The 15,875-nt window shown below is 58.4% G+C and carries 10 protein-coding genes and 1 pseudogene; 8 read left to right on the top strand and 3 right to left on the bottom strand.

From position 1 onward, the window contains the following. Positions 1 to 131 (top strand): annotated as a pseudogene (locus AC066Y_RS38915) (IS5/IS1182 family transposase); the annotation flags it as partial. A gap of 92 nt (positions 132 to 223) precedes the next feature. Here AC066Y_RS38915 and AC066Y_RS38910 read toward each other — a convergent pair. Beyond that, a complete protein-coding gene (locus AC066Y_RS38910) occupies positions 224 to 592 on the bottom strand; it encodes a glycosyltransferase family 9 protein (RefSeq protein WP_478278480.1) in 369 nt (122 codons plus the stop codon). A 519-nt stretch (positions 593 to 1,111) separates the two neighbouring features. Here AC066Y_RS38910 and AC066Y_RS38905 point away from each other — a divergent pair. From AC066Y_RS38905 to AC066Y_RS38895, 3 genes are all read left to right on the top strand, one after another. After that, positions 1,112 to 1,948 carry an SDR family NAD(P)-dependent oxidoreductase gene (locus AC066Y_RS38905; protein ID WP_478278479.1) on the top strand — a complete coding sequence of 279 codons (837 nt, stop codon included), beginning with the start codon at positions 1,112 to 1,114 and terminating at the stop codon, positions 1,946 to 1,948. A gap of 176 nt (positions 1,949 to 2,124) precedes the next feature. Then, positions 2,125 to 3,951 carry a nif-specific transcriptional activator NifA gene (gene nifA / locus AC066Y_RS38900; protein WP_478278478.1) on the top strand — a complete coding sequence of 609 codons (1,827 nt, stop codon included), beginning with the start codon at positions 2,125 to 2,127 and terminating at the stop codon, positions 3,949 to 3,951. Positions 3,952 to 4,169: 218 nt separating this feature from the next. Next, entirely contained in the window at positions 4,170 to 5,012 is an 843-nt protein-coding gene (locus AC066Y_RS38895; RefSeq protein ID WP_478278477.1) for an electron transfer flavoprotein subunit beta/FixA family protein, read from the top strand. 94 nt (positions 5,013 to 5,106) lie between these two features. Here AC066Y_RS38895 and tcuC read toward each other — a convergent pair whose 3' ends face one another. Continuing rightward, positions 5,107 to 6,459 (bottom strand): tricarballylate/proton symporter TcuC, encoded by a 1,353-nt coding sequence (gene tcuC / locus AC066Y_RS38890; RefSeq protein ID WP_478278476.1) that lies wholly within the window; start codon positions 6,457 to 6,459, stop codon positions 5,107 to 5,109. A gap of 1,082 nt (positions 6,460 to 7,541) precedes the next feature. Between tcuC and AC066Y_RS38885 the strand changes: the two genes are divergently transcribed. The 4 genes from AC066Y_RS38885 to AC066Y_RS38870 all read left to right on the top strand — a co-directional run bounded on the left by AC066Y_RS38885 (position 7,542) and on the right by AC066Y_RS38870 (position 14,098). Then, the gene (locus AC066Y_RS38885) at positions 7,542 to 8,765 is read left to right on the top strand and encodes a GFA family protein (RefSeq protein ID WP_478278475.1); all 1,224 of its coding nucleotides are present in this window, start codon (positions 7,542 to 7,544) and stop codon (positions 8,763 to 8,765) included. Positions 8,766 to 8,770: 5 nt separating this feature from the next. Then, positions 8,771 to 9,457, top strand: a complete 687-nt coding sequence (locus tag AC066Y_RS38880) for a 2OG-Fe(II) oxygenase (protein WP_478278474.1) — start codon at positions 8,771 to 8,773, stop codon at positions 9,455 to 9,457. Between the two features lie 856 nt (positions 9,458 to 10,313). Next, positions 10,314 to 12,914: a hypothetical protein gene (locus tag AC066Y_RS38875; protein WP_478278473.1), complete on the top strand. Its 2,601-nt coding sequence runs from the start codon at positions 10,314 to 10,316 to the stop codon at positions 12,912 to 12,914. Positions 12,915 to 13,591: 677 nt separating this feature from the next. Then, complete coding sequence (locus tag AC066Y_RS38870; RefSeq protein WP_478278472.1) at positions 13,592 to 14,098, top strand: hypothetical protein; 507 nt, start codon at positions 13,592 to 13,594, stop codon at positions 14,096 to 14,098. A 419-nt stretch (positions 14,099 to 14,517) separates the two neighbouring features. On the opposite strand, the gene AC066Y_RS38865 is transcribed toward AC066Y_RS38870, so the two are convergent. Continuing rightward, the gene (locus AC066Y_RS38865; protein WP_478278471.1) at positions 14,518 to 15,816 is read right to left on the bottom strand and encodes a preATP grasp domain-containing protein; all 1,299 of its coding nucleotides are present in this window, start codon (positions 15,814 to 15,816) and stop codon (positions 14,518 to 14,520) included. Positions 15,817 to 15,875: the final 59 nt, after the last annotated feature.

The following is a 15,875-nucleotide window of genomic DNA, read 5'->3' as shown; positions in this document are numbered from 1 at the left end:
AGCGTCACCTCGTCGAATGCTGCTTCTCAAAGCTCAAGCAGTTCCGCCGCGTTGCAACCCGCTTCGAAAAGACCGCTCGAAATTATCGCGCCGTCGTCACTCTCGCAGCCATCGTCCTTTGGATGCGATAAGTGTCCACACGACCTAGATAGCGGGATTTGGAAACCGGCGACCGCCCGTCGGCTTGATCCGTCGCTTGAAGATCTGCAGGCAGACGTACCGCTCAATCCATCGCTGGCGCGCACAGCAGCGCCTCGAGCTGGCGCCGACCTTGTTTCATTGCCGCGGACCAATCCCCGAGTCGCTCCTGCACGACCACTTCGAATGTCGGATACCACAACGATTTTCCGTCGGCCTGAGCCCAGTACCAGGGATAGCCCGGTGGCAGGAAGACGACGCCGGGAATCCCGAGAGCTCCGGCAACATGGACGGAAAAACTATCAGGCCCAACCACCGCGTCGAGATTGGCGATCGCGGCGATCAATTCCGCTGGGCTGTCGATATGCACGCCGGCATCGATCGAACGGCTCCATCGCTTCATATCGTGCCGTTTGGGGTTGGTCATCAAGCTAACTAGGATCGATTGGCGCAACAGCCCTTAAGGCCGTCTGCCGCTCGCTCGCCCAACTGACGCAGGCGCGACCGGGGACGCCGCTCAGACAATCAGCGCACCGGCTCACGATACGCGAAAGGAATTCGCGGCGATGTGCGACTGTCAAACGGGCCAGTGCGTGACAGGTCGGGCAGCTGTAGGGAAATCGGACGTGCCAGGATGATAACGTCAGTTTCGGATCGCTGAACGGCGCGGCTAACAGGCCTGACCGTACCGACCGATCGCTGCTCCGCGACAAATGCTGCCCAGCTGTCGGATTCGCGGTTGCGCAAACAGGAAAGAGCGCGCGCTTCCAGGCCCGTATCCATCCAGGCAAGCGCGTGGTTCCGACATTTTTGTTGCTAACATGCCATTATTGACGCAAAGCGAATGCGCCGTTGCGAACGCTGCCAAGCGTTCTGCGACACCAGGCCGCAAAGCCGGAGCGGCGTTGCCTCGGTTATGGTGGCCCAATTCCTGCTTGGAGTGCGCGAGCACGCAACAGGAGAGGAGGTGGGCGTGGGTCTCGATTTGCCAAATGACGATCTGATCCCGAGCCCGCTGCCGGCGATGCACTCGACTTGTCCGTTTCATGCCGATAAAGCCGGCGCGCATCGAGGAGAAGGGAAGACGATGCTTCTAACCGGCGCATCGCGCGGAATTGGTCACGCTACTGCCAAGCTGTTTTCAGAAGCCGGCTGGCGTATCATTTCTTGCGCGCGCCAGCCGTTCGACGGCGAGCGCTGCCCGTGGGAATCAGGGAACGAGGATCATGTCCAGATCGACCTCAGCGACCATCGAATGCTGCCGCGCGCGGTGAGCGAGGTGAAGAAACGTTTGAGCGGCGGAGTGTTGCACGCCCTGGTGAATAATGCCGGGATTTCGCCGAAAACACCTAATGGGGACCGGCTAACGTCCTTGACGACGTCCACCGAGACTTGGATGAGGGTCTTCCATCTCAATCTCGTGGCTCCGATCCTGCTGGCGCAGGGTTTGTTTGACGAGCTGAGAGCTGGGTCAGGATCGATCGTCAATGTGACTTCGATCGCCGGATCGAAGGTGCATCCGTTTGCTGGAAGTGCCTATGCGACGTCGAAGGCGGCGCTTGCAAGTCTCACACGCGAAATGGCACATGATTACGCGCCGCACGGCATTCGTGTGAATGCGATCGCTCCCGGCGAAATCGGGACGGACATGTTGTCGCCCAAAACCGAAGCGCGTCTTGTGCCCACTATCCCGCTGCGCAGAGTGGGAACGCCCGATGAGGTGGCCAAGGTCATCTTCTTCCTGTGCTCAGATGCTGCGAGCTACGTCACGGGAGCCGAGCTGCCGATCAACGGTGGGCAACATCTGTGATCTGCCTCGCCTTGCGAGGCAGCTGACTTGAGCTGCAGCAGTGGAACGTGCGTTCTACGCTGACGTCGGGCATCCATTCCGCAAAAGAAACGCACTGAAAGTTTATCGTCGTGCCACGAAAAGCTGTTACGCTTCTACGGCGTCTCGTCAACACTTGGCCCTAGATCGAGAATGACATGCCTAACGAAGCTCGCAAACCAGAACAAGTCGCCAGGGAGGATGATCAAAACAACGGAGACCGCCTCATGCTGCATATCGCTTCCGCACGCGAAAGACCTGCTTCAGAAGTGGAGCCGCAACGCGAGCTCTCCGTCGAGCCATTGCGCGAGAGCGCACTGACCGGCATCTTCGAAATATCGAAGATACTGACCGCTCCTTGCCGGCTTGAAGTTACCTTGGCCCACGTTCTCGATCTTCTGCAATCGTTTGTGCAGATGCGACACGGCATCGTCTCACTGTTCGACGATGACGGGATGCCAGACATCACCGTGGGCGACGGCTGGAGCGAAGGCAGCGACGAACGGTACCGGGCGCGCTTGCCCCGGAAGGCGATCAACCAAATCGTCGCGGAGGACCGACCTCTTGTCGCCGAGGATGTGGCAGCCGAGCCGGCATTCAGCGCTGCCGACCTCGAGGTGCTGGGCGCCTCGGATAATACACCCGTCTCGTTCATCGGAGTGCCAATTCGCATCGACCCCAAGGTCGTGGGTACGCTGACAGTCGACCGTATCCGCGACGAAAGGTCGAGTCGCCGGCTCGATCACGACACACGGCTGCTTGCCATGATCGCCAATTTGGTGGGACAGACAGTGAAGCTGCACCGCTTGTTCGCCTGCGACCGCGAACGGCTGATGGTGGAGAAGGACCGGCTACAAAAGCAATTGTTTGAGCTTAGGCAACCTGCACGGGATCGTAAGAAGGTCCACGTTCATGGCATCATTGGCGACAGCCCGGCGCTCCGTGGGCTTCTCGAGAAGATCGCGATCGTAGCCAAATCGAACAGCACGGTTCTACTGCGCGGTGAATCCGGGACCGGAAAGGAACTGGTAGCCAAAGCCATTCACGAGTCGTCATCTCGAGCCAAGCGGCCCTTCGTCAAACTGAATTGCGCGGCGCTGCCTGAGACGGTCCTGGAGTCCGAATTGTTTGGCCATGAAAAAGGTGCCTTCACCGGCGCGTTTAGCTCGCGCAAGGGGCGCTTCGAGCTTGCTGACAAAGGGACACTATTTCTAGACGAGATCGGCGAGATTTCGGCGCCGTTCCAGGCGAAATTGCTGCGAGTTCTGCAAGAGCAGGAGTTCGAGCGCGTCGGCAGCAACCAGACCATCAAGGTCGATGTTCGTGTCATAGCAGCGACCAACAGGAACCTGGAAGAGGCCGTAGCGAAGAGCGAGTTTCGCGCAGACCTTTACTATCGGATCAGCGTCGTTCCTTTGCTCCTGCCGCCGCTGCGTGAGCGGCGCAGTGATATTCCGCTGCTGGCCAGCGAGTTTCTCAGGAACTTCAATAACGAGAACGGGCGTACGCTGACCTTGGATGCGAGCGCGATTGATGTGCTGATGAATTGCGGCTTTCCCGGAAATGTCCGAGAGCTTGAAAACTGCATTCAGCGCACGGCGACGCTGTCCGCCGGGCCAGCGATCGTGAGAAATGATTTCGCTTGTTGCCACGGCCAATGTCTTTCCGCCATGCTGTGGAAAAGTACATCGGAGGAGATGATCATGCCGGCGGTCCCGAGCACGCCGGTACTGGCTAAGTCGATCACTCCGCTACCTGAAGCGACCGCGCCGGCTCCGCCAGGCGGCAGCGAGTTGGCCTCGCTGGCTGTTCCTCCCGGCACAGTCCTCGTAAGTGGCGCGAAGATCGCCGATCGCGAGCGAGTCATTGCAGCCATGGAAAAATCTGGATGGGTGCAGGCAAAAGCAGCGCGCTTGCTGGGGCTAACGCCGCGTCAGATTGGTTACGCGTTGAGGAAATACGGAATCGAGATCAAGCGGTTTTGAGCGCAAGGATCTTGGCGTCACTTACCTAACGTGCCCGGCGGCGGCACGGCGCTGTCGCGGCTTCGACGCATGTCGGTATTCGTCCCTCACAAAACCGGGCCAGGTCGCTCGATCGGCTCCGTCCAGGCCTTTGTAATGGCGAGCACAGTCCAAGGAGAGTCGTTGTGGTACGAGACTTGCTGTTCTCTTCGCAGTGTCGTAACTTCTGGAGCAACTCCGTGCACAATGTCGTCTGCATCAAACAGGTTCCCGACTCTGCACAGATTCGCGTGCACCCCGTTACCAATACGATCATGCGTCAGGGCGTGCCGACCATCATCAACCCATATGACCTCTTTGCGCTTGAGGCCGCGCTGGAACTGCGCGATCGGTTTGGCGGCGAAATAACCGTGCTTACAATGGGCCCGCCGTCGGCGGAAGACTCTTTGAGGAAGGCGCTGACCTATGGCGCCGATCGCGCCGTACTGCTCACCGATCGATGCTTTGCGGGCTCCGACACCCTTGCCACGACGTATGCACTGGCAACAGCCATCCGAAAGATCGGTAAGGAATATGGCCCGGTGAACCTCATCTTCACGGGCAAGCAGACCATCGACGGCGATACCGCGCAGGTTGGGCCCGGCATCGCAAAGCGCCTGGGCGTGCTGCAGCTTACCTACGTCGCCAAGGTCAGATCCCTGGATCTCGCCGCACACACAATCGAAGCGGAACGACGTTCCGAAGGTGGTATCCAGGTCCTGCACACGAGGCTGCCCTGTCTCGTCACCATGCTGGAGGCGACAAACCACATTCGGCGCGGCGCGATGGCGGATGCCTTACGTGCCGCACGGGCGCCGATCGTGAAATGGAGCGCGCACGACGCAGGCGTTGAGGACATCTCCAAATGCGGTCTCAAGGGCTCACCGACCGTCGTCAAGCGAGTGTTCGCCCCCTCTGCACGCGCTCAGAAGGCGGCCTTGGTTGAGGCCACGGAGCAACCCGCGCAGGCGCTGATAGACGCTATCTTCAAGTATCAACCCAAGCTCGAAGCCGATCTTGCGGTATCAGCCCGTGATGCTTGATCTGGATAGAAGGTCAGTCAGACCAAAACACAAGTCCAGCTTCGAGATGGCGGTGACGACGAGGCGAAACCGGTCTGCATCCGGGAGCACCATGCTAGGGCGATGCCGTTTGCACGCCCAAGGTGCTGTCATTTGGTTCAGGGTGTGAACGGTCCGCTGTTCTCGACGGTTTGGCGGTGCCCCGATAGATGGTCAGTGCCGCGATGATACCGAGCGTGGCTGAAAACATCAGCCAATACGCCGGTGAAGCCTTGTCGTTGGTCCGCTCAATGAGCCAGGTCGAGGCCAACGGCGTAAAGGTCCCAAGCAAGGCGGCCGCGAGTGCGAAGGCCAGGGAAAAGCAAGTTGTGCGCACATGCGCGGGCACGATCTCAACGAGCGCGCCCAACATAGTTCCGCTGTAGGTGCCAAAATAGAACGAGAACATCATCGCGACCGCCAACATCTTGCCGAAGGTGGGAGCGCTTACCAGCCAGTTCAAAGCCGGATACGCGCTCATCAATGCAAGGCCGGCAATGGCGAGCAGAACTGGCTTTCGGCCGATACGGTCGGAGACGGCGCCGCCAATTGGATTCCAGATGAAATTGGTCATGGCGACCAGGAGCGTCACCAGGAGAGCATCCTGAGCGGACAGCTTCAAGACTGTCTTGCCGAAAGTGGGCGTGTAAACGGTGACGAAATAGAAGGTCGTTGTGCTCAGGATCGCCATCATCATTCCGAGAACGACTATGCGCCAGCCGACCAGCGCCGAGGCAAAGATCTCGCGGGTTTTCGGATGCTTCTTCATCGCCAGAAATTCCGGCGTTTCCTCCAGTGTTCGACGAAGAAGGAAGATAAGCGGGATGATAAGGCAGCCGAGAAAGAATGGAATGCGCCACCCCCAAGAGGCGACGGTTTCGGCCGGCATCGACTCGTTCAGCAGGTAGCCCACGCTCGCCGCAACAAAGATCGCGACCTGCTGGCTAGAGGATTGAAAGGATGTATAGAAGCCGCGATTGCCCGGGGTTGCGATCTCCGCCAGGTAGACTGAAACGCCGCCGACCTCGACGCCGGCGGAAAAACCCTGCAGCAGCCGTCCAGCCAAAACGATAGTCGGGGCTGCAATGCCAATGGTCGCGTAACTGGGACAGAAAGCGATAATGACAGTGCCGATCGCCATGATCGATAGTGTGATGATCAGGCCTTTTCGACGGCCGATCTGATCGATATAGGCGCCGAGGACGATTGCGCCTACTGGACGCATTAAGGCACCCAACCAGAACACGCCGAAAGTGTTGACCAACGAGGCTGTTTCACTTTCGGATGGGAAGAAGGCTCGTCCGATAGCGCTGGCGTAAAAGCCAAACAGGAAAAAGTCGAATTGCTCGAGGAAATTGCCGCTGGTTGCACGCAGGATCGCATTGACGCGCGATTTAACCGTCCCGTGCCGAATAAGTGTTTGTGACACGCGAGTTTCCTTCCCGTCTAAAATGGCCGGTTCGGAAAACCTCACGCCAGCCCAATTGCATCAGGCCGTGACTTTGTCATTGGTGACATTACCGACCGAGCGGAAGGCCTGATCTTTTCGGCGTATTTTCGGCGATAATTAGATTAGTGCACATATTTCAGCGCCAGTTCGCGGAGCACCAGCAGATCTCAACGCCAATTGCCGCAAGCTCACTTCACCTCAAACAAGAATTGACGAATACCTGAGGCGATTCGTTTGCCGGCTCACGGCAGCTATGAGGCTTGTTCGGGCGATTCTGGCGGTCAAGGACGTATGCCCCTCGTGGGCAGAGGCTGGCACTTATTCGCTGCTCGATTTCCGACAGCCATGCAAACCGTGTCAGACTCAAGACACCTGTCCTGATCAGCCGGCATGAACGTTTTACCAAACTATTCCGAAACTTATGGCGCGAGACCAGGGTTGGCACGGCGATTGCTGGAAACGTGCAAGACCACAGGAGCGGACGAGTGCAGGCGGAACGGGTAAGAGCAGCGGCGCTGTTTTCTCAGACGCTCGTGGGGGCGAGCTGCCGACATCTCGCGCAGATCGCGGCGGAAGCTCCTAAGAGCGCGTTAGACACGCCTCCTTCTAGCAGCACTGTCCCAAGCGCGTAGCCAGTCAAAAATGAGCAATGAGCAGAAACCGCGGAGATTGATGCATCTTGCGACCGACGTCAAGCGAGGCTCGATCGCGCAAACAGAGCCCCCTCCTGTGACGCAAAATCCCGATGCTTTTGGGCGGGCCAATAACTCACCATGAATCTGCGCGTGATGTCTGGAGGCGCCAACCATGCGCGGAATTGGACTGATCTGGATCGTAATCCGACAGAATTATCGCCACTTCAATCAATGGGCGTGCTCCATGTGTGAACAGGATTGGGCTCAAGACGCCCGGCTAAGGGGGCCGCGAGGATGCAAAGAGTAGAGTTCGCCTCGGAGGCGACGGCGATCATGAGCGCCATCGCGCCAACTAGCTCGTCTGTCTCGACTGGCCAATAGCTGGTCCCGACGAGAATTCGCTTCTTCAGGGCTCGTTCTCCCCTCATGGCTATCGTCCAAATGACGTCTTCTCAAGCTTCTCGATTTTCGCCGGATCAGCATCCGCAGAGTTTTTGCGCGCATTTGACTGAGCGTGCGCGAGCTCTGTTTGGCGCGCATCCCTTTGCTGAGGAGCTGTCCGAAGAGCAGGTTGGTAGCCTGCTGCCTGAATACCTGGCGATGTCACAGGCGTTTCCCTACCTGCAGGCAGGGTCGCAAAAAGATCTCATATTCGATGCAATGCGTCATAATCGGGATCTTCCCAGGGATATTGAACTGACCAGCGTCGTCGCTAATTTCATTTGTTGGGATGAGACGGGCGGCTATGGCCGAGTTCTCCAGGGTGGCAAGGCGGCGCTACCCGATATTCTGCTGACCGAAAATTTTCACTCAAATCTGTTTAGAAGGGATGCATCGCGACTGCTCGGCAGAGCAATACGTCCCAACTATAGCGCCACGACGAACCGGTACCTGCATTCTCTCTATGATGGGTTGTCAGCGAAAGACCCCGTGGTGCGTTGCGCCTACATGGTCGCCTTTGAGTTGCATGCTGCGGACATGATCCAGGCGCTGTGGACCACTACGGTCAAAACCTTTGATGCGAGCCCCGACGATCTTGAGTACTTCCGGAGCCACGTCGGTGGAAAAGATCCAGCCGAGCAGTATCATGGAGAAATGACAAGCCGCCTCATTGGCGAACTTGTTCCGGCTGATCGCAACGGTTTCTTTTTGGACGAGTTCGATCGAGCCTATCGACTGAACTTGCAGTGGTGCCACGATCTGCTCCGGATTGTCTCAGTTGAGCAAAACGACCGATCTGAAATCGAACACCGTGGCCATTGTCATTGTGGTTCTGTCAAATTCCGCGTCCGGGCGCCGCGGCAGCTCTCTGCAGTTCGATGCAATTGCTCGATCTGCCGGATGTCTGGATTTATGCACTTGCTGGTACCTGGCGATAGGCTCACGATTGAATGTGGCGAAGAGTTCCTCATCACTTATCAGTTCAACAAGAACATCGCCCGACACACGTTTTGTCGGGTTTGCGGGGTCAAGCCATTCTATCGGCCGCGGTCGAACCCAGCCGGATTCAGCATCAATGTTCGATGCCTGGATAAAACAACGATCGAAAGCATCAGAATAGACGAGTTCGATGGCGAGCATTGGGAACAAGCATTCGGCTCGATGCAACCAGGACCCAGGCTCTGCATCGAAGAACAAACCCCGGAGTGAACCCAATGGCGCGTTCAGCAAATGACAAAAAGGGCCTACTTTCAGAAGAGGCTCTGACGAAATTCCGCGTAGAGCTCTTGGTGAAGGGCACGATCGTGATCGGCTCCCAGACGTTATTTACACAGGATGAACTGGCGAGGATCAATCAGCTGCAGGCTGAGATTCCCGAAGAAGAGGTGCGCTTGGGAGATGCCGGCGACTCGCACAACGTCTTTGTCAAACGCGTGAGGGTGGACCCGCCCGGCCGCAGTCCCAGCAATGTGGATGGCGCAGCGCCGAGGCAAATCATCGATCTGCTTGAAAGGAAAGACCGCGGATTCGCATTAAAAACGATCCTGGGAGCATCGTCAGATTATGTGATTCGCAGATGCCAGTTGCATCGTATGCCTCCCGGTTCGTTTGTTGGCATCCATTTGGATGCCGAGAGCGATCCAGACTTTGAGTACTCCGTAATTGTGCAGCTCGCGCAAGATTTTGAGGGTGGCGAATTCGTCGTATATCCGAGCGCGTACGAGCAGCAGGTATTTCGACCACCATTTGGTGCGGTGCTTGTCACAACATGTAGGCTGCGGCATGAGGTAAAGCCTGTATCCGCCGGGGAGCGCCGGTCGCTGGTCTACTTCTGTTCGAAGCGCAGCGGCACAAACCGACGCGTCATCGAAAGCTCTACCAGCGGCCATGAAGCAAGTTAGCTCGAGTACCTGCGAGTAAGATGAGTGGCGCGGAGGTCTCTGCGCTGAGTTCGGCAGATCGCACCCATCTTGCAGAAGATCTGTCCTGCGAAGCGGTTTGTCGCTGCGGAACGCGCTGTCAAATCGGATCCGCCGAAGACCGTCGCGAGAGCCATTCGGAAAGGAATGACGTGGTGACCCGTCAAGGTCCCGCAGCGAGCTCGCGCGCACAAAGGGGGCGTCTGCCGTTCCAGATTCCACCGGAACGGGGTGACGAAGACGTTGGTCAAAGTGGGAACCGGGCGTTTCGAACAGTGAACACGTTTTTGCTGGGTCCATCTGTTTTGGAGGGCCAGTGCGGAGATGCGTTCGTTGGGCGCCGATCGTCAGCTGATCCGCCCGCTGCAATGAGCGTGGCGGTAGATGGTGGAATTCAGCGACCGAAATTGCTCTGGCTTAAGGGAGTCGGCGCAAACACCCGCGCGGACAGGCTGCTCCTCGCCCAGGCTGCCAAAATGCTGAGCGGAGCCATGGAAGAAGCCACGATCGCACAACTTGCCTCATAAGAATACTGGGGCAACATCGCGGCACGACCTCGTCACGGTTTTCGAACTGCGGGTGTTCCGGCGCGTGCTCGACCGTGTTGTCGCGCCGCTCGTAGAAAGCTGCGGGCTCGTCAGGTTCTCGACAGCTATCCGGCCTAGCATAACAGGCGGATGCTGGGACCATTTGGGACGGTGTGTGCGAAACCAGGGTTTAGTGCAAAGGGCAGGCGAAGAAAAGCGGTTAGCTGATGCTCTAATCGCACTCGCTCGATTGCCCGATTGTCCATGCGGCAGCCGAGACCCAGATATTTCACCGTCGAAAGTGACCGCGAATGAACTTTCCCTCTCCTGGTCGCGCGCTTCAGCAGTCGGGCAGCGTGGGCGCGCAAGACAACTCGTCGGTCGCCCCCTCGGCGGACGCGGCGGCGTTCGAACAACAGCTGGGAGAGATCGCCGATGCGGGTAGTGGCGTGCCGGAGCAGACCTCCGCCCGGCTGGTCGGCGCATGGCGAAGCGAGGGGTTGCCCCTTACGGATACCGATGAGCATGAATATTCGACGCTATCGCATGGCCGAAGCTCCCGGGCGATGCTGGTGCCCTCCGTGCAGCAGCCGAGTCAGGCAGTGTGGGCTTTTGCAGGCCGTAGCAGTGAGCCCCTTTATTTTGAAGATGTGCCTCTCGTCGAGGGACTAAGAGCGGCACTCATCAAGCGCGGATTCAAGGAGCGTACGGCGAAGGGGCACGTCGATTCTCTTCTCAGATTTGGACGCTGGCTCGTTCAACACAGCAAGCAGGGAATTGCCGAGCGTCTTCACGACAGTACGCTGAACAGCGATGCAGCGGCTTTCAAAGAGAGTGGCGAGCGGGGTATCCTTACTGCGCTCGGCCATCTGCGGACCTCTCAGGTGGCGGGCGGAGTGGAGTTGATCTCGTCGCGGGCTAACCCCTTTGCTCAGGACGCCGAGCTCATCAAGGAGTACAAGTCGACTGTCATTAACGAGCGTAAGAAGGAAGCCGCGACGGCATACAAGTATGGAACTGCCCTAGACAGATTCAGTAAGTACCTGCGTAACAATGCCAAGTCCGCCATCGCTGCCCGGCTTCACGACAATTCGCTGGATGAAGACCTCATGCGCTATGAGGCCACCCCTGGTTATCACCCGAAGGTTCGAGCTGCACTGACCGACTTGCGAAAGACACTGGCTGGCGATGACGCGGTCGAGCTTGATGGCGGTATTCGTCCCGACTCGGAAGCCGCGGCCGTAACGGGTGAAATGTGGTCGGCAGACGCCGTTGCGCCCGACAGCGTGTGGCACCGAACGGTCGGCTGGCCAGAGATGCTGCCTGCGCAAGGTCACGAGCAGGATGCGCCCTCGAGCGTCATGGATCAACCGAGCCCCTCGGCTTATCTGGCGCCGCAAGCAGGCCAGGTCGGGCGCAGCGCCGATCTCCTTTATTCCGAGGATATTCCCCTCTTTCTCGAGCTTAGGGAGGCGCTCCTCAGGGGCGGGGCCGCCGAGAGCACAGCCAGGAGCAATGTCGATTATCTTTTAGGCTTCGACCGCTGGCTCTTTGGCAACGACAGGCCGGCAATGGCGGAACGGCTTGACCACGAGATGCTGGATGAAGAGATCGAGGAATTCATAGCAAAGGGCGGTGCCACGAACGTGCGTACGGCACTGGCTCATTTGCGGACCTCTCAGGCAACGGGCGGAGTTGCGCCGGTCGCAGGCCAACCTGACCTAAAGGCCTATCCGGACGACGCGGCACGCATCAAGCAGTACAAGGAAGACGCGGCGGCCGCCGGCACATCAAAGATTGCCAGGACCTATGCAAGTGTTATGACCGATTTCAGTCACTACCTGCGCGAAAATAACAGGCAGAGCATTGCCGCTCGCCTCGACCAGGATGGGCTGGATAAGGATCAGTCGCTCATCGAAGATATGGATCTCTATCGGCAATCCGGTGGCTCCAGGGCGATCCGTGCCGCGCTAAAGCATTTGCGGACCGGTGGGAGAAGACCTGCATCTCTGCATGCTGAGGATGCGTCGCTCATTTCCGCGCTTGAGAACGCACTCATCAAGGCGAACTTCGAGAAGATCACCGCCCAAACCAATGGACGGATTCTCCGAAGATTCAGCCGATGGCTTTTCGCAAACGAAAAGCTGGCCATTGCTGCCAGGCTTTACGATAAGTCGCTGGATAAGGATGCAGCAGCTTTTGACAAGAGCGGCAAACGGCGCGCTCTCACGGCACTGGCACATCTGCGGGCCTCACAGGCGGCAGACGGAATTGCACCCAATGCAAGTCGCGCCAAAACGGTCGCGAACCTCTTCCATCCCGAAGACGCGCAGCTTGTTTCGGCGCTCGAGAAGGCACTCGTCGCAGCCAGATACGAAGAGGCAAGCGCCCAGGCGATCGCCCGTCATATTCGCAAATTGAGCCAGTGGCTGTTAGCAAATAACAAACCGGCGATTGCCGCCCGGACCGGAGAGGAGTCGCTTGATAAAGATGCCGCGTCATTTAAGGCGAATGGGGGCGAGCAGCAGATCACGGCGTCACTGGCTCATCTGCGGGCCTCTCAGTCGGCTGCCGGGATTGCGCCAAGGAAGCCCCGTGCTGAGCTCAGCCCTTATCCCGAAGATGCGGACCTGATCAAAGACTACAAAGCCGCAGAATCCCGGCCGACTGCCAGAAACTATGCACCTTTCCTTATCGGTTTCAGCAATTACTTGCGCCAAAACCACAAGCAGAGCATTGCCGCCCGACTATCCGACGAGTCGCTGGATGAGGATCTCGAGACCTACAAGAGGTCCGGCGGTCATGCGAAGACCAGTGCCGCACTGGCACATCTGGCCAAATCGGCCGCAGGTGTTCGCGCCGTGGAACTCAGGCGCACGGCTGATAAGCTGCGCCGGACAATGCACCAATAGGAGCCGCCAATTCGCCTGTGGATGTTGCCACGGAAGAGCACGACCATCTCTCGGCGGTACCGCCTGCAGCCAGCATCCTCTCGCCGCTCGCGCGGACTCCGTACCCTCACGAGGCTCCAGATCCCGGTGAGCACGTAGACCCCTTGAGCGAGAACTACGAGAATGCGATTGCCGCAGACGGGCTGATCAATGCACCTGATTGGGGCGATTTCCTCTCCACCGAGCACGTTTTTGGCGATGAATGAGCATGAGGCGGCGGGCGCGAGACCGGCGAAGAGGCAAAGGATCGACAATGCTCCGCAAAACGGCGCGTTCGAGCGGTAGTCGAGCCAGATCAGCGTTTCAATAGCCGAAGCGTTGGCGCAGCCTCCAGCCAATCAGCCGGATGCTTCTGTTTCACAGGAGCAGGGTGGACAAGGCTACGGGACGGCGCCGCAAGCTGCCTCGGGGGACGTTGTGGACGCCGCTTCGCAGCAAGGACCGCCGCAGGGACCTGTCAGCTGGCCATTGCTTCTGCCGACGGCTTACGATCAGGATCAGCTCTGGGGGCGTTGGCGGCGTGGTCCGGGTTAGCCAGCCCCGAGCGCGCGCCGGAGGCAGAGCAAGTAGCACGGCCGGCAACAGCTGGATCCACCTCGAGCTGGTCGCTGCCGACGTCGCCCGACTTTGATTGAAGCATGCTGCCGGCAACGCCATCCTCTGTCGAGACGCGTTCGTCTGATGTCGAGCGGGGTGTCGAGGCCCTGATTGATCTGCTGTCTCAAGAATTGCGTGATGAAGGCCAGCTTGCGCCATCACGCACGCCAACTGATGCCGGGACCGAAGGCGTGACTCCCACAACCTCGGTGGATGGGCACATCGCCGCCGATTACGCCCTGGTTGAAGAGGAGTTGTATTGGAACAATCCAGATCTTGTTCGCCAGACCGGATTCGTACAGCCGGCGCAAGCCCAGCTATTGCGCCTGGTTCCGAGTGAGAGCGACCGCCTGCAGATCCTGCTGCAGATATTCAATGAGAATGATACAGTTGTCGCCAACGTCTTGTTCGTCCCGGTGAATGATGCTGGAGTTGCGGGCGGCGGATCGCATTGGTCGCTGCTGCTGGTTGATTGGCGCGTGCCGACAGCAGCGGTTGCCTATCACTATGACTCTGCCGGGCTTTGCAACAGTGCCGTTGCAGAATAGCTCGCAGCACGTCTCGGCTCCCGCTTTCAAACGGCACGGATGGCCCAGCAGCAGAACGGTTATGAATGCCGAGTCTTCGTGGTGGACGCGACGCGAGCGCTGGTCGGACGATTGGCGCAAGGAGAGCGGCCGGACCGTGAGCCGCTGCACCCCGAGCGCCTCATCGCCGATCGACCGGCACTTCGGGATCGCCTCAGGACTGATCGCGGCTTGCGCTGACGGACTCCATCGGACCGCCGGTTTTCGCCCGTATCAGTCTCTCGGCTGAACAGCGCAGCCGGCAACGGATATCCGCATCATGCGAGACGGACGCGGATTTCGGGTCACCTCCCAGGTACCGTTCTCCAGCACGCTACCGGAAGCAGGGGCAAGTTCGAATGAATGGAGTGGCAGGATAGATGTGGTTACTGTGATTCCAATCAAACCAGTGTGAGGAGCCGTTGTTTCAGATCGCCGGCGGCGGCCCGGTCGTACGCAATCACGAGGCACTCCACCGTGCCAGCCTCCTCGTCAACGGCAAGCGGGATCACGCCCTGCTTGCGTGTGCCATCGAATAGAAAACCCTCCTTGGCGAAACGTTCATGTGCAGTCCGGAGCGAACTCGATCGAACGTTCCTCACGGATGAAATAACGTAGGAGCCGGAGTAGTCGAAGCCCAGGAGCCGGACGGCAATGCTGTGCAACACCGAGCCGCCACCCCAGCGGCCGTTCGCTTCATTGAATAGCAGCCGTCCGTCGTTCGCGAAAATTGCGTCAATATTAATTGGTCCGCGATATCCTAGGTTGCGGACAAGGGATACGAATCGGTAGGCATGCGCCTGCGCAGTCAACCATTGCTCATTCCCCAGATCGCTTGGAAGCTCAAGTCCTGTCCAGATCAGAGCCCGTTCAGATCGATCGGTGCTTCGGCGTAGTCGAATATTCCCACTGTTGATGAAAGTGATTGAGCCATCACGCTCGATTTCATACTCGAGATAGAACGGAGTTCGCGCCAAGTGGTACGATTCGACCACCAGCGTCTTGCATGACGCAGTTGTCATCTCAGACCAAAGTACGTCCGGATCGAACGACGGCCAGGCAATCTGTCGGGTCTCTCTCGCCCCGGGTAGCGGACCGTCTTCATTGCTGCTCAGAATGACATTTCCGACCCCGCCGGCCCCATTGTCCAGCTTCACAATGACCCTGCCGGTTTCGTGCCGGAGCGAGTTGACCGCTCGGAACAGTTCGCTCGAATTCGTCGTTATGGAACCATCGGGCAACGGAAGTGCGACACTTGTCGCCAGTTGACGGAAGTGGCTCTTGCGGTTCAATAGATCAGGCCCACGCTGTAGAGCGAATTCGTCGCCAGTCTGCTGTATACCCAGCACGGACGCCAGCCGCGCCACGCCTTCGCTGGAGTAGCAGGGATACATGCTCCAGGATGATTTCTGACGAATATGCCTGTTGATTTGCTCAACCATGCTGTTGGACAGCAGTGCGTAATCGTTGAGAATCGGCGCTTCGCGGCCGCCTCCAGGTACAAGCAATGAAAGACTGGAGGCGTCGAAATTAAGCGTCGCGCCAACGTAGGAGAGCAGATCCGTCGGGATAGATAGGGGGGACACTATCAGATCGCCCTCCTGAGCAAACCACGCCGAACGGTAAACCGAGTTGCCGGCGAGCGAAAGTTGAGCTGCTACCAGATCGGAGCCCGACATTTGCGCCGTGCCGGCATTCATGATTATGATCCGCGGCATCAGTGACCTTTGCGCATTGGGATGTGATCAGAGCGAGAGAC

The organism is Bradyrhizobium sp. USDA3010 (genome assembly GCF_056429065.1).
This window is presented reverse-complemented; position numbering and strand designations above follow the sequence as displayed.

What these genes read in the sequence shown, in the direction of transcription:
- nifA (WP_478278478.1), top strand. Translation starts at nt 2,125, where the DNA reads ATGCCTAACGAAGCTCGCAAACCAGAACAAGTCGCCAGGGAGGATGAT.
- AC066Y_RS38885 (WP_478278475.1), top strand. Translation starts at nt 7,542, where the DNA reads ATGGCTATCGTCCAAATGACGTCTTCTCAAGCTTCTCGATTTTCGCCG.
- AC066Y_RS38880 (WP_478278474.1), top strand. Translation starts at nt 8,771, where the DNA reads ATGGCGCGTTCAGCAAATGACAAAAAGGGCCTACTTTCAGAAGAGGCT.
- AC066Y_RS38875 (WP_478278473.1), top strand. Translation starts at nt 10,314, where the DNA reads ATGAACTTTCCCTCTCCTGGTCGCGCGCTTCAGCAGTCGGGCAGCGTG.
- AC066Y_RS38870 (WP_478278472.1), top strand. Translation starts at nt 13,592, where the DNA reads ATGCTGCCGGCAACGCCATCCTCTGTCGAGACGCGTTCGTCTGATGTC.
- AC066Y_RS38865 (WP_478278471.1), bottom strand. Translation starts at nt 15,816, where the DNA reads ATGAATGCCGGCACGGCGCAAATGTCGGGCTCCGATCTGGTAGCAGCT.